Annotated in this window: 7 protein-coding genes; all 7 read right to left on the minus strand. The window is 48.2% G+C overall.

Translation table 11 applies throughout. The annotated features are described in order from the left end of the window. Positions 1–8 precede the first annotated feature (8 nt). Positions 9–944 (minus strand): serine/threonine protein kinase, encoded by a 936-nt coding sequence (locus ACFVS2_RS34185; RefSeq protein WP_390241066.1) that lies wholly within the window; start codon positions 942–944, stop codon positions 9–11. Next, positions 934–1,695 (minus strand): vWA domain-containing protein, encoded by a 762-nt coding sequence (locus ACFVS2_RS34190; RefSeq protein ID WP_007726408.1) that lies wholly within the window; start codon positions 1,693–1,695, stop codon positions 934–936. Before ACFVS2_RS34190 ends, ACFVS2_RS34185 begins: the two co-directional genes overlap by 11 nt. A 120-nt stretch (positions 1,696–1,815) precedes the next feature. Then, a complete protein-coding gene (gene spoIIE, locus ACFVS2_RS34195) occupies positions 1,816–4,290 on the minus strand; it encodes a stage II sporulation protein E (protein WP_390241070.1) in 2,475 nt (824 codons plus the stop codon). A gap of 285 nt (positions 4,291–4,575) precedes the next feature. Then, the gene (locus tag ACFVS2_RS34200) at positions 4,576–4,947 is read right to left on the minus strand and encodes a S1 RNA-binding domain-containing protein (RefSeq protein WP_173620741.1); all 372 of its coding nucleotides are present in this window, start codon (positions 4,945–4,947) and stop codon (positions 4,576–4,578) included. 41 nt (positions 4,948–4,988) lie between these two features. Further along, positions 4,989–5,297: an FtsB family cell division protein gene (locus ACFVS2_RS34205; RefSeq protein WP_173620742.1), complete on the minus strand. Its 309-nt coding sequence runs from the start codon at positions 5,295–5,297 to the stop codon at positions 4,989–4,991. An 18-nt stretch (positions 5,298–5,315) separates the two neighbouring features. Beyond that, a complete protein-coding gene (gene yabQ, locus ACFVS2_RS34210; RefSeq protein ID WP_173620743.1) occupies positions 5,316–5,888 on the minus strand; it encodes a spore cortex biosynthesis protein YabQ in 573 nt (190 codons plus the stop codon). Continuing rightward, complete coding sequence (gene yabP / locus ACFVS2_RS34215) at positions 5,885–6,169, minus strand: sporulation protein YabP (RefSeq protein ID WP_007726414.1); 285 nt, start codon at positions 6,167–6,169, stop codon at positions 5,885–5,887. The genes yabQ and yabP overlap by 4 nt, the downstream gene beginning before the upstream one ends. Positions 6,170–6,431: the final 262 nt, after the last annotated feature.

The raw sequence follows: 6,431 nt of genomic DNA on the forward strand, positions 1-6,431 counted from the left end.
CACATCCTTCACATAAACCATGCGTAATACAAAGTGCCAGCCAATAAGAGTAACGAGGCGACAAAAAGACCGCTAATGCCCGCCCCTGCGTTCCCTTTCTTCCGTGGTTTCTTTTGCGGCTTTTGCGGTTTGGCAACCATGCTATCTCGCAAGACTGCCAACAGCTCCGCTCGCATTTCTTTCGCGGTCGCAAACTTACCGTGAAACGCCTTCAATAAAGGCTCCCGGTAAGGATACAGGCTGTCACTTTTTCGTATTATATCACAGAGTAATATCGTGTGACGTGGGTCACCAAGGCTGTTTTTCCACGTTTCCGGTCCAACCGTCAGACGCACCATCATCACGGCTGTCGAGAACAGGTCATAACTTACTTCAGCCCGTCTATCACCTGCGTGCCAAAAAGCTCGATCGTACTCTTCTGTAAACTGCCGAACGGCGTTGCCCAGCTTGGTCACTCCACCGAAATCAATCAAGCGTACCTGCTTGTCCGTTTGGGTAACCATCACATTCTGCGGTTTCAAATCCCCAAAAATATAGCCATGCTGGTGCAAAACATCGAGACGAGCCAGTAATTGAACCATCATCACGGCCACCCAGTCTGTACCCTCTTGCTTGATATATTCATCCAATTGCAAGCCTTGAAGATACTCCATGGCATAAAACGTACAGGCCTTCCCGTTTACAACGAGATCGTCCACGTCGCACAGGAGCGGTCCCACTTTGGAATCCCGCCCCTGCTGTGTGCTTTTCAACACATTCACTTCCATTAAAATGTCTATGCCTTCCACACCGACCTTAACCGCGCGCTGTACGCCACCTTGGGATACCAAGTACACGGTCCCGTTTGCACCACGCCCCAACTCCCGTAAGACGTGGTACGATTTTTTGTTCCATTTGCCTGTAAATTGCTTGGGCAGGTCGGGGGTGGCTGCCTTAAAAGACATGGTCACGCAGCATTCCGTTCGAATCGTCCTCTTCGTCTTGGTCGATGTAACGCTCTTGCAGCGTGCGTGGGAGCTTGTCCTGCTCAAACAGGGCAATTGCCTCTACGATGGCGGGGCCTGTAGGAGTAATTCCGCTCATCGCCAAATCACTCGTAATTTGATGGGCCTGCTCGACCTTTTCTGTCCACGGAATGCGGATATCGAGATGCTTTTGTTTCCCCGGAAATGAACCGACCGCCATTCTGCTTTGTCCACTCCGCGAATGCAGACTAATACTGAAATCGTGTATCGCTTGCTGAACAGCCGACAGCTTTGGCTTCATACTTCCCGAGGTATCGACCAGCATCACGACGTTCAAGCTGCTTTTTTCACCTAACTCGTCAACCATTCCGGCAACCTGCACTCTTTTATCGGGTGCCAGCTCCTCTATTCCGGAATCGCCCAAAATCTCTTTTAATTCTTTATTAACCACTTGATGAATGGTACGTGTCATTGCTTTTCGCGTCAGCATTTGTACCGTTTGCGCAAGCTGTTGGGGGTACACGATGTCGCAGAGTCCACCACCTGCTTCCGCAATATCCCTAATTTCCTTCTCCCCTTTCTCACCCAGCTCACTCTTGTCGATTACACCAATCACATTGACCGTAATTCCTTGCTCCCGTGCCAGTGCCGCCGCAGCAACGGGGCTCATCCCCGAGTTGGAGCAACCGTCTGTCACTACCAGTATTTGACGAAGTGTCGCTTCTTTCACAATAATCTCCCCATTCGATCTGTTTTGTCAGTCCCAGCTCCGTGTAGCGATCGTTCATCCACTTCACTTCGCAGGGTATTTTTAGCAACAGTATCGACGGGTAATAGAGAAAACATACTTCTAACTCACAATCCGTGGACGCTCGAGCTTCTCCATCCCATGCACCGCGATGGCAGCCCACTGTGGTACAAAGCGGTCAATTCGCGCCACCAACACAGTCATGTCATCAACAATTTGTCCGGAATGCTGGCGAATAACTTTTTCCAACAGTAAATCAGCGACCTCCTGTGGATCATTCGTCTCCAGTTCACTGATGATTCGCTTCATCCACGCTTGCCTATTCTCAATATGGCGCGGCGCCTCATAGATGCCATCGGACATCATGACGAGCAAATCACCTGGCTTGAGCATACGAGATACGACATCCACCTCGATTTCTTCCAAAATCCCCACTGGCAGGTTGTTGGCGGTGATCGTGATGACATCTTTATTTCTTTTGACAAAGCTCGGGGTGGAGCCGATTTTTACAAAACGCGTATGAGCTGTTTGTAAATCGATCAGAGCCAAGTCCACCGTCGCGAACATTTCCTCCTTGGAGCGCAGGGCGAGCACGGAGTTAACGGTTTTGATCGAAATTTTTTCGTCCATACCAGAACGCAGAAGCTGCTGGAGCATATCGAGGGCGGACTGACTCTCTATGGATGCCCGCTCGCCATTTCCCATTCCATCGCTGATCGCCAGCGCCATTTTTCCATTACCCAAATCCATCGTGCGGAAGCTGTCACCAGATAATAGCTTGCCGTCCTTGGCTGCACCTGCGACCCCGATATCGATCTCATATGTTTTGGCGGAAGCAAGGCACATCGTGCATGAACCGTCTTTTTGCGCTTCACAATGCCGCTCGCGAACCACAATGTTTTCTCCCAAAATCTCCGTGAGCATGGGAGCCACGATCTTCGCGCATTCATCGCGGCCATAACAAGTCGGCTGACTGATTTCGATATCGACCTTCCCTTCTTCCAAGCTGTGTATTTCTACTCGGCGTACCGACAGACCCAAGCCCTCCAATGCTTGTGAGACCTGCTTTTCCTGAAAGCTCAGCTCCATGCCCTCCCGTTGTATTTCCCGGGCAAAATCACTCATGACACGCGAGACTCCCGATAGCTGGTCAGCTACGAGCATTCGGCTTTCCTTTACCTGCTTTTTCAGTTGGTCAAACGATTGCTGGCGATCGTATTCCTGCTCCATTACAGTCATGACCTTTTCGGTTTTGACGCACTTGCGCTCCCAATCACGCGGCGGTGTAACGCCAGCCAAGGTACCGTTCTCGTACACTTTTTCCATTAAGAAGCGCATTCCCTCATAGGTCGATTGCGTATCTTTTTCCCAGCATTGTTCTTTTTTCCAGCATTTCTGGCAGGTGAATTCAGATACGCGGCTAAGAAAGGCATCGGCCTGTTCTTCTATTTCTTCAGGATCGGCTGTCTGGGCAAAGCTATGGGAGAGTTGCGTAAACAAATCGGAGAATTGCTGGATCTTGCCCGCTGTCACATCGCGAACTCTGCGCATGTATTCTTGATGGGATTGTAGATTCTCGGGAGTCCCGGGGATAAATCGCGCTACTTTTTTCCAAAGAGCAGCAGGGGTCAGAATGAAGAGCACAATGGCCAGAGAGGTTTCAATCAAGGAGTAGTAGAGTGTCTCTTCTGCTCCACCGTAAATCGCAAGAATAGCCGTACCGATCAACAAGCCTGCGGATACGCCCACTTTGCCGCCTTCCTTCAGCAAGCCTGCCAGAAGACCGGAAAAAGCGAGCAGATTGATTTGTAAAAGAGCACTCACATTAGCCAGACTGAGGATGAGACCTGTGACCACACCAACAGCCGCACCGATCGTGCCACCACCGACAAAAGCAAAGACGAGCAGCAAATAGCGTGTAAGTACATGCTCCATTGAAATGCCTTCGACCATCCAATCCACAGTACCCGTCATCAGGGAAGCCAGTAAAATGACTAACGAAACGATCTCTTCATTTTTGAGAGGTTCGTAAGGCTTCGCCAAATGAATGATCGATAAAGACTGGATGAAGATGAGAGTCAGTACAAAGCCAAGAATCGCTTCCACTGCTACCATCACAAGCTCGTAGGTCGTTACCTGATTGGTCAGAACCGCATACAACAGACGGCTGATGAAAATCGTCCCGACGACCAGCAAAGGCGTCCGTGAAAAATCTTTGTTGCGCATTTTATTCATCAGTTTGCAGGCAAACAAGGCAAGTATCACGCTCAAGGCGGTTTCCAGTCCTACAGGCACTGACTGGGTAAAAGCGCCGATAATAAGAGCCATCCCCGTGACAAGCAAACAATCTCGACGAATATAAAACATGACAATGAAATACGGTATAGCAAAGGGGGTTAGCTCTTCCACGATTAGAGCTCGTCCTAATAAGAAGCCCATGAGGATGGGGAGAACATTCCACTTCTCTATGAAATCTGCTACTTTTTCTCCCCACGTCTGCGCAGTGGTACCCATTCGATCGGACACTTGCCGCGTCCAAGCCTGTCCGGCTTGTGTTACGTTTTTGTTCGCAATCATTTCGCTCCACCCCGTTCTTGGTCAATGTGTTTCTCCATTATACGGAGGGGGCATTGTAAAATTTGTCAAAAATCCAATGAATATTCACAGAATCGTGCGACAAATTCATTAACGCAAACGGACAAAAAAAACCGACGTTATGGCGGATAACGTCGGCTGACAGGTGATTCGCGCTTTGCGAAACGGGCTTAGGATACTCTATTCGTCAAGACTTTGAAATGACCTTCCTATTTTTACAGTCAAAATGCGCTTTTCACAAAGAAAGAAAAGTCATAATTTTCCGAATTAAAAAGACCGACCGCGGCCCTTTTTCTCTACGCTTTTCTTCAAGGAGGACTGCCTGTCTTCACTTTCTTTCAAAAAGCGGTTCAGCTTTTCTTCAAAGCCTTCACTTCGCTCCCGCTGATAGCGGGGTGGCCGTTCCTTTACCATTGTTTTTTTGATAGAAAGCCCGATCTTGCCCTCACGGAGGCTGAGGACTTTTACCTTTACCGTGTCTCCTATTTTTAAAAATTGATGGATGTCCCGGACGTAGACGTCAGCAATTTCACTAATATGCACCAGTCCGGTCACATCGCCCGGCAGTTGAACAAACGCTCCGAATTTGGTGATACCCGTGACTTTCCCTTCCAGTATGCTCCCGACCTCGATCTCCATGACGTGGAATGCCTCCCTCTCGTTGAAGATCAGCTGTATACTCAATCCGGAATGATATAAATGCTTTCGCCCTGCTTGGTAAATAAAATTCGCTTACGTACCAGCTCCGCCAAGTACTCCTGATCGTTTAGCCGGCTTGCTTCATAGGTCAGATCCTCTTGTTTGTGCTGCAAGACCGCTGATTCTTGCTTCAGGACTTCCAGCTCTGTCTCTTTCTTGGACAACTCGCCACTTTGCAAAAACAAGGTATAGCTAGTCCAGACGAAAAAGCACAGGATCACAAAGAAAAAGAGACGCATTCTCCTTCTTTGTCCTTTTCGGTTAATGGAAGAGGTTCTTGCTTCCTTCATCAGTACGCCACCTCGAATCTACTCCCGCTTTCTCTTTGATTGAAACCAATTCTTCCAATTGGTCCAAAATCCTGTTGTTTTTCCGTACATTTTTTTCCCCAAATGTTGACCCCATCTGGCAAAAGGAGAGGTGACAAAACGCGTCACTTTCCACAAAAAGCCGAGGATCGCGAGCAACACGGAATACAAAAATGTCAGCACCATGATGATCACGCGGAAAAGAAAGAGCACAGGACGTACAAGCAGGATGTCTATAATTTTTACGACCGTACGGTAAAACCACTGACAGAATTTTATCACGCGGTGCAAGAAAAGGATATACTTCTTACTACCTAATAAGAAGTACAGCCACGCGCCAAATAGCATTCCAAAAAATATCGGAAACCGAATAATCCCGTCGTTCACTTTCACCAAAATCAAGAAGACAGCGCCCATACTGCCCACCCAAAACAGGATGTCAAAGAAAAAGACCAACCAGAGTGGCAGTCTGGCCTTGCCTTTAAATACATGGTACGTATCGAATCCCATACCCATCAGTGCACCACACGTCGACATGGCCAATACCGTCTGTAACTGGATGGCGATGTTCACTTGAATAACTTGCCGAAGAATCCTCTCGACCGATCCCCGGCCTGCCCTTGCTCCAGATAGGCCATCTCGTGAACGAGCCCCTCGATCGCTACTTCTCCGGTTTCCAGACTCAAATTTTTCATATGCAGGTTTTGGCCTCGTATGGTTAAAAAGCCGCCGTCCGTCTCCAAGAGGAATTCTTCGCTGTCAAAGCTTTCGACGTTTTTTACTCCCGATATCGCTAAGCTGCGACGATTAATCATCACGACTTCATGACGTGGCCGTCTCGTGTGATCGTTCATGATTACTCCCTCCTCACGTACCCTTCTTGTACTATCGTATGGGGAGGGATGTCCTTCTAGAACAAAAACGGTCAATAGCGTTTTTGTTGACCGCAAGCGGTCGCATTACCTCTAATGAAAAACATCGAGATGTTTTTCACAAAAGAAAACCCCGTATAAATACGGGGTCAGGTTGTCGAGAAAGTATCGGCAACCTTTTTTTAGTTCGGATTACTTTTATAAATTACCGCGTTAATATAGTATAATATGATTATTAATATAG

Origin of the sequence: Brevibacillus sp. NPDC058079, assembly GCF_042885155.1 — a bacterium.
Taxonomy (GTDB): Bacteria; Bacillota; Bacilli; order Brevibacillales; family Brevibacillaceae; genus Brevibacillus.

What these genes read in the sequence shown, in the direction of transcription:
- ACFVS2_RS34205 (WP_173620742.1), bottom strand. Translation starts at nt 5,297, where the DNA reads ATGAAGGAAGCAAGAACCTCTTCCATTAACCGAAAAGGACAAAGAAGG.
- yabP (WP_007726414.1), bottom strand. Translation starts at nt 6,169, where the DNA reads ATGAACGATCACACGAGACGGCCACGTCATGAAGTCGTGATGATTAAT.
- spoIIE (WP_390241070.1), bottom strand. Translation starts at nt 4,290, where the DNA reads ATGATTGCGAACAAAAACGTAACACAAGCCGGACAGGCTTGGACGCGG.
- ACFVS2_RS34200 (WP_173620741.1), bottom strand. Translation starts at nt 4,947, where the DNA reads ATGGAGATCGAGGTCGGGAGCATACTGGAAGGGAAAGTCACGGGTATC.
- ACFVS2_RS34185 (WP_390241066.1), bottom strand. Translation starts at nt 944, where the DNA reads ATGTCTTTTAAGGCAGCCACCCCCGACCTGCCCAAGCAATTTACAGGC.